The sequence below is a fragment of the Pseudomonas sp. LBUM1649 genome, assembly GCF_059716155.1.
Genome location: NZ_CP166807.1, coordinates 13,735 through 30,160, shown reverse-complemented (window position 1 = coordinate 30,160; position 16,426 = coordinate 13,735). Strand labels below are relative to the sequence as shown.

Annotated in this window: 16 protein-coding genes; 9 read left to right on the top strand and 7 right to left on the bottom strand. The window is 60.8% G+C overall.

The annotated features are described in order from the left end of the window. Positions 1–7: 7 nt before the first annotated feature. From betC to ACA058_RS00125, 3 genes are all read left to right on the top strand, one after another. Positions 8–1,522, top strand: a complete 1,515-nt coding sequence (gene betC / locus ACA058_RS00135; protein ID WP_497637304.1) for a choline-sulfatase — start codon at positions 8–10, stop codon at positions 1,520–1,522. Between the two features lie 16 nt (positions 1,523–1,538). Continuing rightward, the gene (locus ACA058_RS00130; protein WP_497637303.1) at positions 1,539–2,459 is read left to right on the top strand and encodes a choline ABC transporter substrate-binding protein; all 921 of its coding nucleotides are present in this window, start codon (positions 1,539–1,541) and stop codon (positions 2,457–2,459) included. Positions 2,460–2,641: 182 nt separating this feature from the next. Further along, positions 2,642–4,210, top strand: a complete 1,569-nt coding sequence (locus ACA058_RS00125) for a SulP family inorganic anion transporter (protein ID WP_497637302.1) — start codon at positions 2,642–2,644, stop codon at positions 4,208–4,210. Between the two features lie 7 nt (positions 4,211–4,217). On the opposite strand, the gene aroE is transcribed toward ACA058_RS00125, so the two are convergent. Both aroE and hemF read right to left on the bottom strand, forming a co-directional pair. After that, positions 4,218–5,039, bottom strand: a complete 822-nt coding sequence (gene aroE / locus ACA058_RS00120) for a shikimate dehydrogenase (RefSeq protein WP_497637301.1) — start codon at positions 5,037–5,039, stop codon at positions 4,218–4,220. Between the two features lie 13 nt (positions 5,040–5,052). Further along, entirely contained in the window at positions 5,053–5,967 is a 915-nt protein-coding gene (gene hemF / locus ACA058_RS00115) for an oxygen-dependent coproporphyrinogen oxidase (protein ID WP_497637300.1), read from the bottom strand. A gap of 163 nt (positions 5,968–6,130) precedes the next feature. Between hemF and ACA058_RS00110 the strand changes: the two genes are divergently transcribed. Next, positions 6,131–7,108 (top strand): NADPH:quinone reductase, encoded by a 978-nt coding sequence (locus tag ACA058_RS00110; protein WP_497637299.1) that lies wholly within the window; start codon positions 6,131–6,133, stop codon positions 7,106–7,108. Positions 7,109–7,206: 98 nt separating this feature from the next. Here the strand turns inward: ACA058_RS00110 and tsaC are convergent, their stop codons facing one another. From tsaC to ACA058_RS00095, 3 genes are all read right to left on the bottom strand, one after another. Continuing rightward, complete coding sequence (gene tsaC, locus ACA058_RS00105; protein WP_497637298.1) at positions 7,207–7,764, bottom strand: L-threonylcarbamoyladenylate synthase type 1 TsaC; 558 nt, start codon at positions 7,762–7,764, stop codon at positions 7,207–7,209. 54 nt (positions 7,765–7,818) lie between these two features. Continuing rightward, positions 7,819–8,925, bottom strand: coding sequence for a DNA-processing protein DprA (gene dprA / locus ACA058_RS00100; protein ID WP_497637297.1), 1,107 nt, complete (start codon positions 8,923–8,925; stop codon positions 7,819–7,821). Between the two features lie 80 nt (positions 8,926–9,005). Next, positions 9,006–10,031, bottom strand: a complete 1,026-nt coding sequence (locus ACA058_RS00095; RefSeq protein WP_497637296.1) for a LysM peptidoglycan-binding domain-containing protein — start codon at positions 10,029–10,031, stop codon at positions 9,006–9,008. Between the two features lie 172 nt (positions 10,032–10,203). Between ACA058_RS00095 and def the strand changes: the two genes are divergently transcribed. The 5 genes from def (at position 10,204) to ACA058_RS00070 (ending at position 14,884) form a co-directional block, all read left to right on the top strand. Continuing rightward, positions 10,204–10,710 (top strand): peptide deformylase, encoded by a 507-nt coding sequence (gene def / locus ACA058_RS00090; protein ID WP_008064647.1) that lies wholly within the window; start codon positions 10,204–10,206, stop codon positions 10,708–10,710. Positions 10,711–10,779: 69 nt separating this feature from the next. Continuing rightward, positions 10,780–11,739, top strand: a complete 960-nt coding sequence (gene fmt / locus ACA058_RS00085; protein WP_497637295.1) for a methionyl-tRNA formyltransferase — start codon at positions 10,780–10,782, stop codon at positions 11,737–11,739. Beyond that, a complete protein-coding gene (gene rsmB / locus ACA058_RS00080; protein WP_497637294.1) occupies positions 11,736–13,046 on the top strand; it encodes a 16S rRNA (cytosine(967)-C(5))-methyltransferase RsmB in 1,311 nt (436 codons plus the stop codon). Before fmt ends, rsmB begins: the two co-directional genes overlap by 4 nt. A 22-nt stretch (positions 13,047–13,068) precedes the next feature. Further along, positions 13,069–14,442: a Trk system potassium transporter TrkA gene (trkA, locus tag ACA058_RS00075; protein ID WP_497637293.1), complete on the top strand. Its 1,374-nt coding sequence runs from the start codon at positions 13,069–13,071 to the stop codon at positions 14,440–14,442. A 127-nt stretch (positions 14,443–14,569) separates the two neighbouring features. Next, positions 14,570–14,884, top strand: coding sequence for a tetratricopeptide repeat protein (locus ACA058_RS00070; RefSeq protein WP_497637292.1), 315 nt, complete (start codon positions 14,570–14,572; stop codon positions 14,882–14,884). 25 nt (positions 14,885–14,909) lie between these two features. Here the strand turns inward: ACA058_RS00070 and ACA058_RS00065 are convergent, their stop codons facing one another. Continuing rightward, positions 14,910–15,797 (bottom strand): lysophospholipid acyltransferase, encoded by an 888-nt coding sequence (locus ACA058_RS00065; protein WP_497637290.1) that lies wholly within the window; start codon positions 15,795–15,797, stop codon positions 14,910–14,912. Positions 15,798–15,838: 41 nt separating this feature from the next. Continuing rightward, the gene (gene tag, locus ACA058_RS00060; protein WP_497637289.1) at positions 15,839–16,396 is read right to left on the bottom strand and encodes a DNA-3-methyladenine glycosylase I; all 558 of its coding nucleotides are present in this window, start codon (positions 16,394–16,396) and stop codon (positions 15,839–15,841) included. Positions 16,397–16,426: the final 30 nt, after the last annotated feature.

The following is a 16,426-nucleotide window of genomic DNA, read 5'->3' as shown; positions in this document are numbered from 1 at the left end:
CGATCACATGAAGCGCAAGAACATTCTTTTCATCATGGCCGATCAAATGGCCGCGCCAATGTTGCCGATCTATGGCCCTTCGCCCATCAAACTGCCTAATCTGAGCCGCCTCGCCGCTGAGGGCGTGGTGTTCGACAGCGCTTACTGCAACAGCCCGCTCTGCGCGCCTTCGCGTTTTACACTGGTCAGCGGTCAGCTGCCGAGCAAGATCGGCGCCTATGACAACGCGGCCGATTTTCCTGCCGATGTGCCGACTTATGCCCACTACCTGCGGCGCCTCGGCTACCGCACCGCGCTGTCAGGCAAGATGCATTTCTGTGGTCCGGACCAATTGCACGGATATGAAGAACGCCTGACCAGCGATATCTACCCGGCCGACTACGGCTGGGCAGTGAACTGGGATGAACCGGACGCGCGTCCGACTTGGTACCACAACATGACGTCGGTGCTGCAGGCAGGCCCCTGCGTGCGCACCAATCAACTGGATTTCGACGAAGAGGTGGTGTTCAAGGCCCAGCAGTACCTCTTCGACCACATTCGCGAGGATGGCGACCAGCCGTTTTGCCTCACTGTTTCAATGACTCACCCCCACGACCCGTACACGATTCCCAAGGCTTTCTGGGACCTGTACGACGACGCTGACATCCCGTTGCCGGTAACACCGGATCAAAGCGAACTCGATCCGCACGCCCAGCGATTGCTCAAGGTCTATGACCTGTGGGACAAATCCCTGCCTGTGGATAAAATCCGCGACGCCCGCCGCGCCTACTTCGGTGCGTGCAGCTATATCGACAGCAACGTCGGCAAACTCCTGCAAACCCTCGAAGATACCGGGCTGATCGATGACACCATCGTCGTGTTCTCCGGTGATCACGGCGACATGCTCGGCGAACGTGGCCTCTGGTACAAAATGCACTGGTACGAAATGGCGGCTCGTGTGCCGCTGTTGATAAGTGCTCCAGGGCAATTCGGCGCCGGCCGGGTCAGTGCATCGGTGTCCACCGCCGACCTGTTGCCGACCTTGGTAGAACTGGCTGGCGGCTCTCTCGAACCGGGCTTGCCGCTCGATGGGCGTTCGCTGGTTCCGCACCTGCAAGGGCAGGGCGGTCACGACGAAGTGTTCGGCGAATACATGGCCGAAGGCACCATCAGCCCGCTGATGATGATTCGCCGTGGCGCTTACAAATTCATCTACAGCGAAGACGACCCTTGCCTACTCTTCGATGTACACAATGACCCGCGGGAACGGGAAGAACTCAGCCAGTCGCCGCAACATCGCCAGTTGTTCAACGATTTTGTCGACGAAGCACGGGCCAAATGGGACATTCCGGCGATACACCAACAGGTGCTCGCGAGCCAGCGGCGCCGGCGTTTCGTCGCCGATGCCCTGACCATCGGCAAGCTGAAGAGCTGGGATCACCAGCCCCTGGTGGACGCCAGTCAGCAGTACATGCGCAATCACATCGATCTCGACGATCTGGAGCGCAAAGCACGTTATCCACAACCCTGCCAAAACCAATAATGTTAAGGGGAAGTCCATGCAAAGGTTATCCACAGTACTGACGGTCGGGCTCCTGGCCCTGGGCAGTGCATCGGTATATGCCGATCAGAGTTGCGAGACGGTGAAAATGGCCGACCCGGGCTGGAGCGACATCGCCGCGACGAACGCCATCACCGGTTTTCTGCTGGACGGCATGGGCTACAAGGCCAAGGTCGACACCCTCGCGGTGCCGATCACCTTCGGCGGGCTCAAGGACGGCCAGGTGGATGTCTTCCTCGGCAACTGGATGCCGGCGCAGCAGGGCTTCTACGACAAGTTCGTCGCCAGCGGTGACGTCACCCAACTGGCGAAGAACCTCGACGGCACCGAGTTCACCCTCGCGGTCCCGGACTACGTCTGGGACGCGGGTGTGCATGATTTTTCCGACCTTAACAAGTTCGCCGACAAGTTCGACCACAAGATCTATGGCATCGGGTCTGGCGCACCGGCAAACATTTCGCTGCAAGAGATCATCAAGAAAAATGATTTCGGCATGGGTCAGTGGAAACTGGTCGAATCCAGCGAGCAGGCCATGTTGGCGGAAGTATCTCGCGCGGTGAAGAAACAGAAGTTCGTGACCTTCCTCGGCTGGACGCCGCACCCGATGAATGTGCAACTGAAAATGCATTATCTGAAGGGCGGCGAGAAATATTTCGGTGACACCGGCAGCGTCCACACCCTGACCCGCAAGGGTTATGCACAGGCCTGCCCGAACGTCGGCAAGCTGCTCACCAACCTGAGCTTCACTCAGGAGATGGAGAACAGCATCATGGCCGAGGTGGCGAACAAGAAAGTCAGCAATGCCGATGCGGCCAAGGCGTGGATCAAGGCCAACCCGGCGGTGCTGGACAAGTGGCTCGATGGTGTGAAGACCGTGGATGGCAAGGATGCGTTGCCAGCGGTTAAGGCCAAGTTATAACCAACCTAACCTGTGGCGAGGGGATTTAGCGAAACGTCGCACCGCCCCGTTCGGCTGCGCAGCAGTCGTTCATCATTACATGCTTTTGGGGCCGCTTCGCGGCCCAACGGGGATAAATCCCCTCGCCACAGTGATTGCGTCGTCCTGTTACCCTTGCGCAAATTTTTCACCCGAGAGGACCCATGGCCCTTCCCAGCCGCCATTCACTCTTCCCATTCCTCACATGGTTGCCCCGGCAAACCCGCGCCAGCGTCGGTCGTGACCTGATCGTCGGCCTCAGTGGCGCGATTCTCGCGTTGCCGCAATCCATCGCCTACGCACTGATTGCCGGTCTTCCACCGGAATACGGCTTGTATGCGGCGATTATCCCGGTGCTGATCGCTTGTCTGTGGGGCTCGTCGTGGCATTTGATCTGCGGTCCTACGGCGGCCATCTCCATCGTTTTGTATGCCAGCGTCAGTCCTCTGGCCGTTCCGGCGACGCAGGACTACGTCACCGTAATCCTGTTGCTGACCTTCCTGGCCGGGATTTTCCAGTGGCTGCTGGGTTTGTTGCGCTTTGGTGCACTGGTCAATTTCGTCTCTCATTCGGTGGTGCTTGGCTTCACCCTCGGCGCGGCCGTGGTGATTGTCGTTGGCCAGTTGCCCAACCTGCTGGGGCTGGACCTGCCCAGCCAGGCCACCGCACTGGACAGTTTGATAACGTTGCTCAGACACCTGGGTGAAGTGGATAAACCTTCGCTCATACTCGGATTGGCGACCGTCGTGGTCGGCGTGATCCTCAAACTGTGCTTGCCGCGCTGGCCGACGCTGTTGATTACCCTGGTCCTGGCTGCAGTGCTGGTCTGGCTCTGGCCCTCGATGTTCGGTCACGTAAATCTGGTCAGCGCCTTCACCGGCAAGTTGCCGCCTTTTAGCCCACTGCTGCTGGATCTCGACCTGATCCTGCGCCTACTGCCCAGTGCCGTGGCCGTCGGGATGCTCGGGCTGGTCACCAGCCTGTCGATTGCCCGCTCGCTGTCGGCGCGCTCGCAACAATTGCTCGACGCCAATCAGGAAGTCCGCGCCCAAGGCTTGTCCAACATCGTCGGTGCGTTTTTTTCCGGATCGCTCTCGGCCGGCTCCTTCACCCGCTCAGGCCTGAGCTACGAAGCGGGGGCCTGTTCGCCATTGGCGGGAGTCTTTTCGGCCTTGTGGGTGGCATTGTTCGCCATCTTCGGTGCCGGTCTGATCGCACACATTCCTATCCCGGCCATGGCCGGCAGCATTTTGCTGATCGCCTGGGGCCTGGTGGATCATCGTGGCATTCGTGCGTTGCTGCGGGTCAGCCGCGCCGAGTTCGTGGTCATGGGCCTGACCTGTATCGCCACGCTGCTGCTGGAACTGCAGACGGCGATCTATGCCGGGGTACTGGCGTCGCTGTTCTTTTACCTCAAACGCACCTCGCAACCACGCGTGCAGCATTTACGCGACGGCGATGAAGATATCCTGCGGGTCGGCGGCTCGATCTTTTTCGGCGCCAGCCATTACCTGCAAGTTCGCCTGCAACGAATGCACGGAGCACGTGTGGTGATCGAGGCGCAGCAGATCAACTTCATCGACTATTCAGGGGTGGAGATGCTGCATCAGGAAGCGCGACGGTTACTGCGCCAGGACCGCAGCCTGACCCTGCGCCGGGCTCGGCCGCAGGTGGTGGATGAATTGAGGAAGCTGGAAGGGGCAGAGAAATGCCCGATCCGGTTTGAGGATTGAAACCCGGTTATGCGGCCAATTGCCGGCGCAACTCCGCCAACACCGGCGCCGTATCCGGGCGCACCCCGCGCCACAGGAAGAAGGCTTCCGCCGCCTGCTCGGCCAACATCCCCAGTCCATCCATCGATACCGCCGCGCCGTGTTCGCTGGCCCAACGACAAAACGAGGTCGGCTCCTTGCCGTACATCATGTCGTAGCAAAGGGTCTTGCCCGGTTCGATCAGGCTGCTGGCAATCGGCGGAACATCGCCGGACAGGCTCGCGGACGTCGCATTGATGATCAGGTCTACGGACTCTTGCAGCCAGTCATAACCACTGGCCGATACCGGACCGAGATCGCAAAACAGTTCCGCCAGCAACTCGGCCTTGTCCACCGTACGGTTGGCAATGATCACCGATGCCGGCTGCTCGGCCAACAATGGCTCCAGCGCGCCGCGCACTGCACCGCCGGCACCGAGCAGCAGGATGCGTTTGTCCTTTAGGCTGAACCCGGCATTGACCGTCAGGTCCCGTACCAGACCTGCACCGTCGGTGTTATCACCCAGCAAGCTGCCATCGGCCAGTTTGCTAAGGGTGTTCACCGCGCCGGCCCGTTGCGCCCGCGCCGTCAGACTGTCGGCCAGGCGATAAGCTTCTTCCTTGAACGGTACCGTCACATTCGCGCCACGGCCTTCGAGGAAAAACGCCCGGGCACAGCCGGAAAAATCATCGGGCGGCGCCAGCGAAGTGCTGTAGTCGAGTCTCTGCCCGGTCTGCTCGGCGAACAGGCGATGAATCAACGGCGATTTGCTGTGGCCAATCGGGTTACCGAATACGACGTAACGGTCCATCTGGATTCCTCGTTCAGGCCTTGGCCAACCAATCGCGGTCTTGCAGGAAATATTCAGTCAGGCGCGCTTCTTCGCTGCCAGACTCGGCTTTCCAATCGTAACCCCAGCGTACTTGCGGCGGCAGCGACATGAGGATTGACTCGGTACGTCCGCCCGATTGCAGGCCGAACAAGGTGCCACGGTCGTAGACCAGGTTGAACTCGACGTAACGCCCACGACGGAACTCCTGGAACTCCCGCTGTTTGGCGGTATAAGCGTCGTTTTTGCGGCGCTGCACAATCGGCAGATACGCCTCGAGGTACGCGTCACCGATGGCACGCATGAAAGCGAAGCTGGTGTCGAAGTCCCACTCGTTCAGGTCATCGAAAAACAAGCCGCCGATGCCCCGGGGTTCGTGGCGATGCTTGATGTGGAAGTAGCTGTCGCACCAGGCCTTGTAACGCGGGTAGACGTCCGCACCGAACGGCGCACAGGCCTGCTCGGCGACGCGGTGCCAGTGCACGCAATCTTCTTCATTGCCGTAGTACGGCGTCAGGTCGAAGCCGCCGCCAAACCACCAGACCGGTTCTTCACCTTCTTTTTCGGCGATGAAAAACCGCACGTTGGCGTGGGAAGTCGGTACATGCGGGTTGTGCGGGTGGATCACCAGCGACACGCCCAGGGCCTCGAAGCCACGCCCGGCCAGTTCCGGCCGATGGGCACTGGCCGACGGTGGCAAACCGCTGCCGAAGACGTGGGAAAAGTTGACGCCGCCCTTTTCGATGACCGCGCCATTTTCGATTACTCGTGTGCGTCCGCCACCGCCGGCAGGCCGGGTCCAGGCATCTTCGATGAAGCGCGTGCCACCGTCTTCGACCTCCAGGGCAGTGCAAATACGGTCTTGCAGGTCGAGCAGGTAGGCTTTTACGGCCTCGGTGCGGGTAGTCATGGCATCACCTTGGATCGGGCAAAGCTACGCGGAGCTCCATCGGAGCTCAGCCTGCGCAAATGGGCGCGTAGCATACCACCGCCGATGCGCTCGTCGCAGTTGACGCAGATCACGCTTCGGAGTTCGATAGAGCGCTTGGTAAAACGATCTCAGGAGAGTGCAGATGGCAAAGCGTATCCAGTTCCGTGCCCATGGTGGCCCCGAAGTGCTTGAGTATGTGGATTACCAACCCGCCGAGCCCGGCCCGCAGCAGGTCCGCGTGACCAACAAGGCCATCGGCCTGAACTTCATCGACACCTATTACCGCAGCGGCCTCTATCCGCCACCGTCCCTGCCATCGGGTGTCGGCGCGGAAGGCGCGGGCGTGGTCGAGGCGGTCGGCAGCGAAGTGACCCGGTTCAAGGTCGGAGATCGCGTGGCTTACGGCAGCGGCCCGTTGGGTGCCTACAGCGAGGTTCACGTATTGCCCGAGGCCAACCTGGTACACCTTCCGGACGCTATCAGTTTCGAGCAGGCAGCCGGTGTGATGCTCAAGGGCCTGACCGTGCAGTACCTGCTGCGTCAGACCTATGAACTCAAGGGTGGCGAAACCATCCTGTTCCACGCCGCTGCCGGTGGTGTCGGTTCCCTGGCCTGCCAATGGGCCAAGGCCTTGGGCGTGAAGTTGATCGGCACCGTGAGTTCCGCGCACAAAGCCGCACTGGCCAAGGCCAATGGTGCCTGGGCGACCATCGACTACAGCCATGAAAACGTCGCACAACGCGTACTGGAATTGACTGACGGCAAAAAGGTCCCGGTGGTGTACGACGGCGTCGGCAAGGACACCTGGCTGACCTCTCTCGACAGCGCGGCGCCTCGTGGGCTGGTCGTGAGCTTCGGTAATGCATCCGGGGCGGTGGACGGGGTGAACCTGGGGATTCTGGCGGGGAAAGGCTCGCTGTACGTCACTCGGCCGACGCTGGCGACCTACGCCAACAATGCCGAGAACCTGCAGCGCATGGCCGATGAGTTGTTTGAAATGATAATCAGCGGCAAGCTGACCGTGGACATCAGCCAGCGTTATCCACTGGCTGACGCAGCGAAGGCGCAGACCGAGTTGTCGGCACGACGTACGACGGGGTCGGTCATTTTGTTGCCTTGACTGACGCCATCGCTAGCAGGCTAGCTCCCACATTGGATCTGTGGCGTTCACAAAAACAGTGTGGGAGCTAGCCTGCTAGCGATGGGCGCGCCTCGGTCTTAATCGGGGCGCACAACATGCCCGGTCGCCAGATCCCGGATAACACTCGGGTTCTTGCGCCCACCCAGGTTCCCACCCAGCACCAGATCAACCTGACCACGGAAATACTGCTCGACGCGAATCCGCGTGCGCGCCGCCGGCCGGCCCTGGGGGTTGGCGGACGTCGACACCAGCGGCCCGACCAGCGCGCACAAATCCCTCACCTGAGGATGATCGCTGACCCGCAACGCCACCGTTTCATGCACACCGGTAATCCACTCCGGCAACATGTTCTGATGCGGCACCAGCCAGGTGTTCGGCCCCGGCCAGGTACTGGCCATGCGGTCCATCCACAGCTCGGGGAAGTCTTCGAAGAGGAAGTCGAACTGGCGGATATTGTCGGCCACCAGGATCAGGCCCTTGTCCACAGACCGCCCCTTGATCAGCAGCAAACGATCCACTGCCTCTTCATCCCACGGGTTGCAACCCAGACCCCAGACAGCTTCGGTTGGGTAGGCAATCACCGCCCCTGCGCGAATTGCTCGTGCGGCTTGCTGCACACGCCAACTGTTGACCATGAAAAACTCTCCAGAATAAGGCTCTGCGCAGTTTACCGATCTTCCTTGTAAAACCTAGCTTACCCGCGCAAACCAGCGCCCGTTTTCGCAGACAGCGCGGCCGTCCATTTCCAGCTCCGTCAACGTCGCCAGGACCTTGGGCAAGGTCCAACCACTGGCATCGGCCAGCGCTTCACTGGTGTGGGGGGCGACATGAAGCAGCGTCAGCAGCGGATGGATCGTTGCGACCGCCGGTGTTTCTGCTGAAAACGGTAGCTGCTGCCAGCCACGCAAGGCTTCGAGGATATGCTCGATGGTTTCCACCAGCACGGCGCCGTCGCGGATCAGTTGATGGCAACCGCGAGCGCCGGGATGATGAATCGACCCTGGAATCGCATACACCTCGCGCCCCTGTTCTGCCGCCAGCCTGGCCGTGATCAATGAACCGCTGGCAACGCTGGCTTCAACCACCAGCACGCCCAGGGACAATCCGCTGATGATCCGGTTGCGTCGGGGAAAGTTGCTGGCGCTGGGACCGGCGTCCAGCGGAAACTCCGAAAGCACCGCGCTGCCCGATGCGATCATGGCGTCTGCCAGTCGTCGATTGCGCTGTGGATAAAAGTTTTCAAGCCCCGTGCCAAGTACCCCCACCGTTCGGCCGCCGACATCCAGTGCCGCCTGGTGCGCGGCAGCATCGATCCCCAGGGCCAGACCGCTGGTGATGACGAACCCGGCACCAGCCAGGCTGCGGGAAAATGCGGCGGCGGTGTCCATTCCTGGCCGTGAAGCCCGACGGCTGCCGACCATCGCCAATTGCGGTTTTTCCAGGATCTGCGGATCGCCCGCCACGAACAACAGCGGTGGCGCATCGCTGATTTGCGCCAGCAGCGCCGGGTAGTCGGGCTGGTCCCACATCAGTAAATGCTGGTCCTGTCGCTCTATCCAGGCCAATGCATGGCTGGCGCCGTCACGAACTTCAGGGGCGCGCCTGGCCTCGCAACACACCTGCGGCAAGCCCAACGCTCGCCACGCACTGGCAGGTGCGCTGATGGCTTTGGACGCCGAACCGAAGGCTTCCAGCAATTTCCTGAAACGCGCCGGGCCAAGTTCCGGTAGACGGTGCAGACGTAAACGCGCCTCCAGTTCCGCAGGGGAAATCGGTGTAACAGCTGGTATCGACATGGATCATCCTTGATCGTTATGAGCACCCGTCGAAACGGGAATAAGCTGTGGATAACTCTGTTGGTAACTTGTGAAGTGAGCTAAGGATTTTGCACCTTGTCCAACACTGCCAAAGAACGTGATGCATTCAGCACCAGCCCATAGCTGAGCTTGTCGTAGGTGCGAAACACCATCAGCAGGCCGGAGCGCTCATCCGGAATTTTCAGTGGCTGGCCGGTAATCCGGTCGCGCACGGTTTCGCCGGTTTTCATCACCGCCAGGACATTCCCTTCGGCCAGGCCGTCGCGTTGCCCCTTGTTCAAGGTGACTACGTCCAGTGCACCGATTTGCGTGACCCCGCGTGGCACGTCAATGATCAGGCCGTTGACCTGGGTGTCGGGAGCGCTGGGCATGAAGGTCGAATTGATCGAGCGTTCTTCGCCGCTGAACAGACGGTCGCCGAGGCGCACCTCCTGGGTCGTGCGTTGCAGCGCCAGCGTCGCTACGTCACCTTCGGTGGCGACGATCTCACCACCGCCAATGTCATCGGCGTTGATGCCCAGGAACTCCTGGGTCTGCGGATCGGTGTAGACCTTGCCTTGGCGGAAGATGCCGTACACCGGTTGAGCCGGGTCGAAGTGGCCGCGGGCGAAGATACGGTCGCCTGTGCCGCTGAGCACGCGCTCGGCATCACCGGCAACGATATAAGGCGCCTTGTCGAAATCCTCGACCTTGTCGACGATGCGGTTGCTCAGCAAAAAGCTGTTGATCGATTTCAGCGGGATGCTCGGGATGGCGTCGGCCACCGGACTGCTGCGCACCCGTGGCGACAGCTTGATGGTGCCCCGCGAGGCGCCGCGATTGAGGGTCAGTCGCGGCTGGCCGTTGACGTAGACCAGCGATAGCGTGTCACCGGGATAGATGAGATTCGGATTTTCAATCTGTGGATTGGCCTGCCAGAGTTGCGGCCAGCGCCACGGCTCACGGAGATATTTTCCTGATATGTCCCAGAGTGTGTCCCCCGTTGCCACGGTGTACTGCTGTGGAAAACCCTCCCTGAGTTGCACTTGCCCATGCGCAAAACCTGCCGAGGCCAGAAGGAGCAGGGCGAGTAGTGATTTCCTCATGCGATGAATCCCCTTATTATGTGCATTCGCGTGAAACGCCAGAGCCCTCAATGGCTCGCTCCCGGCTTGCTTATGAAAAGAAGGGAGCTACGTTTTACAACGGTAGCCTGCATCTTCGGAGCGGCCAGGCCATCGACCCGACTTTACTTCACACGTGCAGTAATCAAAGCTTATGGCCATTTTAAACATCCTCGAATTCCCTGACCCACGCCTGCGTACGATCGCCAAGACAGTGACCGTAGTGGACGACGAAGTGCGTCAGCTGGTCGATGATATGTTTGAAACAATGTATGAAGCGCCAGGCATCGGCCTCGCCGCGACCCAGGTCAACGTGCATAAACGTATCGTCGTGATGGACCTCTCCGAAGACCGCACCGAACCACGGGTGTTCATCAACCCCGAGTTCGAGCCCCTGACCGACGAGATGGAGCAATACCAGGAAGGCTGCCTCTCGGTGCCGGGTTTCTACGAAAACGTCGATCGCCCGCAGAAGGTCAAGGTCAAGGCCCTGGACCGCGATGGCCAGCCCTACGAACTGATCGCCGAAGGCCTGCTCGCCGTTTGCATCCAGCACGAATGCGACCACCTCAACGGCAAATTGTTCGTCGACTACCTGTCCACGCTCAAACGCGACCGTATCAAGAAGAAACTGGAAAAACTTCACCGCCAGAACGCTTGATGCCCCTCTTCAAAGGCTTGCTGCGGCAAGCCTTTTTCTTTTCAAGATGCTTTGTAATCGAGAGCTTTCATGACTGAGCCACTGCGCATTGTCTTTGCCGGCACCCCGGAATTCGCCGCCGAACACCTCAAGGCCCTGCTCGACAGCCCTTACGAGATCGTGGCGGTCTACACCCAGCCGGATCGTCCGGCGGGGCGTGGGCAAAAGCTGATGCCGAGCCCGGTCAAGCAACTCGCCCTTGAAAACAATATTGCGGTGTTGCAACCCCCGACCTTGCGCAATGCAGACGCCCAGGCCGAATTGGCCGCACTGAAGCCGGACTTGATGGTGGTGGTTGCCTACGGCCTGATCCTGCCGCAAGTGGTACTGGATATTCCGCGCCTGGGCTGCATCAACAGCCACGCTTCCCTGCTGCCTCGCTGGCGCGGTGCGGCGCCGATCCAGCGCGCCGTCGAAGCCGGTGACAGCGAAAGCGGCGTAACGGTGATGCGCATGGAAGCCGGCCTCGATACGGGGCCGATGCTGTTGAAAGTCATCACGCCGATCAGCGCCGAGGACACCGGAGGCAGCCTGCACGACCGTCTGGCCGAAATGGGTCCGCCCGCCGTGATCCAGGCGATTGCCGGCCTCGCCGCCGGTACGCTGGAAGGTGAAGTGCAGGACGACAGCCTGGCCACCTACGCACACAAATTGAACAAGGACGAGGCGCGCATCGACTGGACGCGTCCAGCGGTTGAGCTGGAGCGTCTGGTTCGCGCTTTCAACCCTTGGCCGATCACCCACAGCACACTGAACGGCGAAGCGTTGAAAGTGCTGGCGGCGAACCTTGCCGAAGGGCAGGGCGCAGCGGGTGAAATTCTCGGCGCCAGCAAGGACGGGCTGATCGTTGCCTGCGGTGAGCAGGCCCTGCGACTGACCCGCCTGCAATTGCCCGGTGGCAAGGCGCTGAACTTCAGCGACCTGTTCAACAGCCGTCGTGAGAAATTCGCCATCGGCACCGTCCTCGGTCAAGCGGTGGACGCTCAATGAACCCGCGTCTGGCCGCCGCCAAGGCACTCGCCGCTGTCCTGAACGGAAAAGCCTCGCTCAACAGTTCACTGCCGACGCAACTGGACAAGGTCGAAGACCGTGATCGCGGCTTCACCCAGGATCTGGCGTTCGGCACCGCTCGCTGGCAGCCGCGCTTGTCCGCGCTGGCGGCCAAGCTTCTACAGAAACCGTTCAAGGCTGCCGACGCCGATGTCGAAGCCCTGTTGCTGGTCGGTCTCTACCAACTGCTCTACACCCGCGTTCCGCCCCACGCCGCGATCGGCGAAACCGTTGGTTGCGCCGACAAGCTGAAAAAGCCTTGGGCCAAGGCCTTGCTCAATGCCGTACTGCGCCGCGCGCAGCGGGAAAGCGAAACCCTGCTGACCGAGCTGGAACACGACCCGGTGGTGCGCACCGCTCACCCGCGCTGGCTGCAGAAGTCGCTCAAAGCCTTCTGGCCCGAGCAGTGGGAAGCCATTTGCACGGCAAACAACGCGCATCCGCCGATGATCCTGCGGGTCAACCGCCGTCATCACAGCCGTGACGCCTACCTTGGCCTGCTCAGTGAAGCGGGTATCGCTGCCAGTGCATGCGTTTATAGCCGCGACGGCATCATCCTCGATGCAGCCGCCGACGTGCGCAGCCTGCCAGGCTTCGCCGAAGGCTGGATCAGCGTGCAAGACGAAGCGGCACAACTGGCCGCCGATTTGCTGGACCTGGCGCCAGGCCAACGCGTGCTCGATGCATGCTGCGCACCTGGCGGCAAGACCTGCCACATCCTCGAAGCCGAACCCAAACTTGCCGGCGTGGTAGCGGTGGACCTTGAAGCCAAGCGCCTGGTGCGGGTACGCGAGAACCTCGAACGCCTGAAATTGAGTGCCGAACTGATCGCCGCCGACGGCCGCGACACCGCCACCTGGTGGGACGGCAAGCCCTTCCAGCGCATCCTCCTCGATGCACCGTGCTCGGCCACCGGCGTGATTCGCCGTCACCCGGACATCAAACTGACTCGCCAGGCCGATGACATTGGCGCATTGGCGATGCTGCAAGGCGAATTGCTGGACGCCCTGTGGATGACGCTGGAAGTCGGCGGCATCCTGCTCTACGCCACCTGTTCCACGCTGCCGACCGAAAACACCGAAGTGATCGAGGCCTTCCTCGCTCGCACACCGGGCGCCCGCGAACTGGACCTGGCCACGACGGCCGGGATCAAGCAGCCCCATGGACGGCAATTGCTGGCCCAGGAAGGCGGCCACGACGGGTTCTACTACGCCAAGCTGATCAAGATCGCCGCCGCACGCGGTTAAACGGATTCAACGGAGTGACTGGATGAAAATCATCATCCTCGGAGCGGGGCAGGTCGGCGGTTCGCTGGCGGAGCACCTGGCAAGCGAAGCGAATGACATTACCGTGGTCGACACCGACGGCGAACGCCTGCGTGACCTCGGTGACCGGCTGGACATCCGCACGGTACAAGGTCGCGGTTCGCTGCCAAGCATCCTGCGCCAGGCCGGCGCCGACGATGCCGACATGCTGGTCGCCGTGACCAGCAGCGATGAAACCAACATGGTGGCCTGCCAAGTCGCCCATACCCTGTTTCATACACCGACCAAGATCGCCCGCGTCCGTGAAGCGGCGTACCTGACCCGCAACGAACTGTTCGACAACGAAGCGATCCCGGTGGATGTGCTGATCAGCCCCGAGCAAGTGGTCACCAACTACATCAAGCGCCTGATCCAGCATCCGGGCGCCTTGCAGGTGATCGACTTCGCCGAGGGCAAGGCGCAATTGGTCGCGGTGCGGGCCTATTACGGCGGGCCGCTGGTGGGTCAGCAACTGCGCCAGCTGCGTGAACACATGCCGAATGTCGAAACCCGCGTTGCGGCGATTTTCCGTCGCGACCGGCCGATCCTGCCTCAGGGCGATACGGTGATCGAAGCGGATGACGAAGTGTTCTTCATTGCCGCCCGAGCGAATATTCGTGCCGTCATGAGTGAAATGCGCCGTCTCGACGAGACCTACAAGCGCATCGTCATCGCCGGTGGCGGGCAGATCGGGGAACGTCTGGCCGAAGCCATCGAAAGCCGTTATCAGGTGAAGATCATCGAAATGAATCCGGCACGTTGCCGGCATCTCTCGGACACCCTCGACAGCACCGTGGTGTTGCAAGGCAGTGCCTCCGACCGTGACCTGTTGCTGGAAGAGAACATCGCCGACGCAGATATCTTCCTGGCCCTGACCAACGATGACGAGGCCAACATCATGTCATCGCTGCTGGCCAAGCGTCTGGGGGCGAAGAAGGTGATGACAATCATCAACAATCCGGCCTACGTCGACCTGATCCAGGGCGGCGACATCGACATCGCCATCAGCCCGCAACTGGCAACCATCGGCACCTTGCTGGCTCACGTGCGTCGCGGCGATATCGTCAGCGTGCACTCACTGCGCCGCGGTGCGGCTGAAGCCATCGAGGCCATTGCCCATGGCGATGCGAAATCCAGCAAGGTGATCGGCAAGGCCATCGAGAACATCGGCTTGCCACCTGGCACTACGATTGGCGCCATTATTCGCGATGAAGAGGTCATTATCGCGCACGATAACACCGTGATCGCAGCGGGTGACCATGTGATCCTGTTCCTTGTGGATAAAAAGCATATTCGCGATGTGGAAAAGCTGTTCCATGTCGGACTCAGCTTCTTTTGACGATCGTTCCCACGCTCTGCGTGGGAATGCAGCCCGGGACGCTCCGCGTCCTAAAGCGGACGCAGAGCGTCCATTGAGGCGTTCCCACGCAGAGCGTGGGAACGATCATTGACGTGGGGAAACTCCAATGATCGAATCCCTGGAAAAAATGCTCGCCAAGGGTGTGGATAACTCATTGCTGCGCTTCGGCCTGGGCAAGGGTTACCTGGATCTTGGGGAAAACGCCAAGGCAGTTGAGCATTTCCAGCGCTGCGTCGAGATCGATCCGAAGTACTCGGCCGCCTGGAAGCTGTTAGGCAAGGCTCATCTGGCGCTGGCAGATTTTGCCGCTGCCCGACAAGCTTGGGAGAAAGGCCTGGTAGCCGCCCAAAACCACGGCGATAAACAGGCCGAGAAAGAAATGACAGTGTTTCTGAAGAAACTCGACCGTCAAGCGCACTGATTAGAGATAGCGCAAGCCAACCGACTCAATACCAGCGTTCTTCACCCGGTGGACGCTTCTTGAAGCGCTTCATGCTCCACATGTACTGACTCGGATACGCCCGCACATAACGCTCGACGACCTGGCTCATGGCCGCGCAGGAAGTGGCGGTATCGGTGCTGTACATGGCCTCGGGCGCGGCTTCCAGGATCACCTTGTAGCCCGAACCGTCCGGCAACCGCAGGGCATGCAGGAACACGCCGACCGCTTTGCCACCGGCGAGCATGTTCGGCACAAACTTGCTGGTCAACGCCTGGGTGGCGAAAAACGGCACGAAGATCCCGGCGGATTCGGCCGGTTCCGGGTCAGCGGGAATACCCACTGCACCACCTTTGCGCACTTCCTTGATCACGCTGAGGATGCCTTCCTTGGTGGAGGCGGCCACCTTGTTGCCTAGCTGCACCCGTTGCTTTTGCAGCAATTCATCCACCGCTTTCAATTTCGGCGGGCGATAGAAAATGATCGGTTTGCACTGGCTGCAATAGAAGTGGTTGAGCACTTCCCAGTTGCCCAGGTGACTGGTGATGCCTACGACGCCTTTGCCCGAGGCGAGGGCATCCTTCAATACGTCGAGGCCTTCCACTTCGCGGACCAGGTCAATGGAGCGCTGGGCCGGCCAGATCCAGGCACAGGCGCTTTCGGTCAGGGACTTGCCGATGTCCCTGAGGCTCTGGCCCACCAGGCGCTCACGCTCGGCGGGGTCCATGTCGGGAAAGCACTTGGACAGATTGATCCGCACCACGTCGCGGGAGCGGTTCGGGGTTTTCCACATGACCCAGCCTATCGCCGAGCCCATGGCCTGTACTGCCCGCCACGGGAGCAGGGCAAACAGCCGCAGAGCGCCTACCAGCAAGGCGCCTTTCAACTTATCCACAGGTCACTCCTGATCTTGTGCTGTGCGCGAAGGCGGCCATTCTAACCGCCGTTCGCCAGCAGCGCGTAGCGATCGCAATCCCGGGTGTGGTCCATGACCATGCCCGAAGCCTGCATCAATGCGTAGCAAATGGTCGGGCCAACGAAGGTGAACCCGGCCTTTTTCAAGGCTTTGCTCATCTCCACCGCCTCGGGCGTGATGGCCGGCACTTCGCTGCGATCCTTGAAATGATTGATCTTCGGCACACCGCCGACAAAGGACCAGAGAAACGCCACCGGGTCCTCCAGCGCCATCCAGGCCTGGGCATTGCGTCGGGCCGCATTGAGCTTGAGGCGATTACGGATGATCCCCGGGTCGAGCATCAATTCATCGATTTCTGCGTCGCTCATCTGCGCCACGCGCTGGACGTCGAAGCCGTACATCACCTGGCGATAATGCTCGCGTTTGCGTAGCACGGTGATCCAGGAAAGGCCGGCCTGGAACCCTTCGAGCAAAAGCAACTCGAACAATCCCTGCGCATCGCGTAGCGGCGTGCCCCACTCCTGATCGTGATAAGCCATGTATAGCGCATCTTCGGAACACCAAAAGCAGCGTGGCATAAGGCTCCAGGGGGCGTGCGCAGCAACGAA